The sequence below is a fragment of the Aquabacterium sp. genome, from assembly GCF_030652515.1.
In the GTDB taxonomy this organism is placed as follows: Bacteria; Pseudomonadota; Gammaproteobacteria; order Burkholderiales; family Burkholderiaceae_C; genus Aquabacterium.
The window spans coordinates 1-1,833 of record NZ_JAUSAR010000190.1 but is presented as its reverse complement, the minus strand read 5'-3'; the positions used below and the strand labels follow the sequence as shown (position 1 = coordinate 1,833).

General features: G+C 61.6%; 1 protein-coding gene. It reads right to left on the bottom strand.

Going from position 1 to position 1,833, the window contains the following annotated elements:
* A partial coding sequence (locus Q7V20_RS21870; RefSeq protein ID WP_304795905.1) for a glycosyltransferase family 4 protein occupies positions 1-1,580 on the bottom strand: 1,580 nt, incomplete at its 3' end.
* Positions 1,581-1,833 lie beyond the last annotated feature (253 nt).

The window sequence follows — 1,833 nt, the reverse complement described above, 5'->3', positions numbered from 1 at the left end:
GACGCAAGACGCAGCGCTTGCAAGTAGGCGCCAAGCGAGATGCCGCCGCTGTTGCTCCGCTTGGTCGCTGCCGCGTGTCGGTTATCGTCCATGAGACCCTGCAGCTGCTGTGCCATGATACGCGTGTCAAACTTTTCTCGCACACGCACGGCGGCAGCGGCGCCCATACCCCGCACATCATCCTCTGGCATTGACAACAACTTAACCAACGCGGCTGCAAAGGCGTCAGCTTGCGCGTCTTGACTGAGGCCGGTGTTGACGACGAGGTGGCCTGTGTCGACAGTCAACATCTCAGGGATGCCGCCCACTGCGGGTGCAATGCACGCGAGGCCCATGGACATGGCCTCAAACAACGCTAGCGGGGTCCCCTCCGTCTCTGACGTCATCATCATAATGTCAGCGACGTTGAGGATGTCGCGCGTGCCGTGCTCATCCAACGGACCAACTGCCATCAGGAAGCCCCCGGCGCCCGCAGCGGCAATGTGTGCTTGCACATTGTCGAGCATGTACCCACCGCCCACCATGACGGCGGCAAGCGAGTCAGCGACTCCTGGCGGCAGCGACGCGCGCGCACGTACGATGGCATCCACAAACACGTGCGGCTGCTTCTCGCCTGACATGCGTCCGACGAAGACGACAACCCGTTTGTTGCCCCTTGCCAGCAGGCCCGCGAATGCGTCACGGTGCTCTGGCAGAAAAGCGGGCCCAGGAGCAAGAATGGCAGCTGCTCGGTCGGCGACAGGAGTGTGTGTGAAGAAGGTGGCGTTGGTGCCAATGTAGATGGTGCGCAACTTGGACTCGTCGCCGCCCTCAGCCACCATCTTCCGTCGCAACACATCGCTGATGGCCATGCTGTAGTCCATCTCCGCCATGAATCCCAGGCCGAACGCCGTGTAGCCGCCGTCAATCCAAGCGTCGATCCAATTGTGCGACACGTCGATGAAGGTGTTGATGGGGCAGGCGGCCTTGAAGTATGGCAAGAACAGGTAGGGCTGCGCAGAGTTGGTGGCAATGGCTGCCTCGACGCCGCGCGAAGCAACCAGATTGCACACCAGGGCGCCATAGAAATGTCGGTCGACCATGGAGGGAACGACGAAGATGTCATCTGTGTATGTGCGCGCAACTTGCTCCCACCGGTTGCCGCCGAAACCAGTCGAATCCAAGCTCAGCACCACTGTCGCATGCCATCCAAGCGCCGTGAACTCCGCAATGACGTTAAGCGCAAACTTTTCGGCACCACCAATGACCAGCCAAGGAAGGAAAACTATGAGACTTCTGCCGTTTCGCGTTGACGGCTGGGCGTCGCGTGCTTCTCGCAACGCCGGCAATGCAGCCAGGAGTGCCGTTTGCGCTGCCACCACGTCTTCCAGAGTGGCGTCCGGGCGGAGTGCATCTGTCGGTTGCAACTGCTGCGGCGGTGCACCATGCAGTTCATGCGCAGCCAAGGGGCGACTCACATGCCCCGGCGGCCATGGCGGCACCACCGGCAGCCGCTTCATGTGCATTCGGGGCTCGGGCAGCAGCTCTGCTGACGGTATCGAGGTGAGGTCAGGGTAAGCTCGGCGCAGAAGCTGCTTCATGATGGCTGCGTCGCCAGCGTTGAGGCAGTAGAGTGGCTGCTTGGCACCGACCGGCAGTGGCACCATGTCGTCTGCTGTGGGCAGGTACGCTGCGTACAGCTGCTCGAGAATTGTGAAGATGGTGAAACCAGCCCGAGCCAGGCGCCACTGCGCTTCCCATACCTCACAGCCATGATGCCTCACGCGGCCTGCGAGGCCGCTAACGCTTGCAAGAGCGCCATAGCTCCACACAGCGCCCGGCGTCCAGAAATAA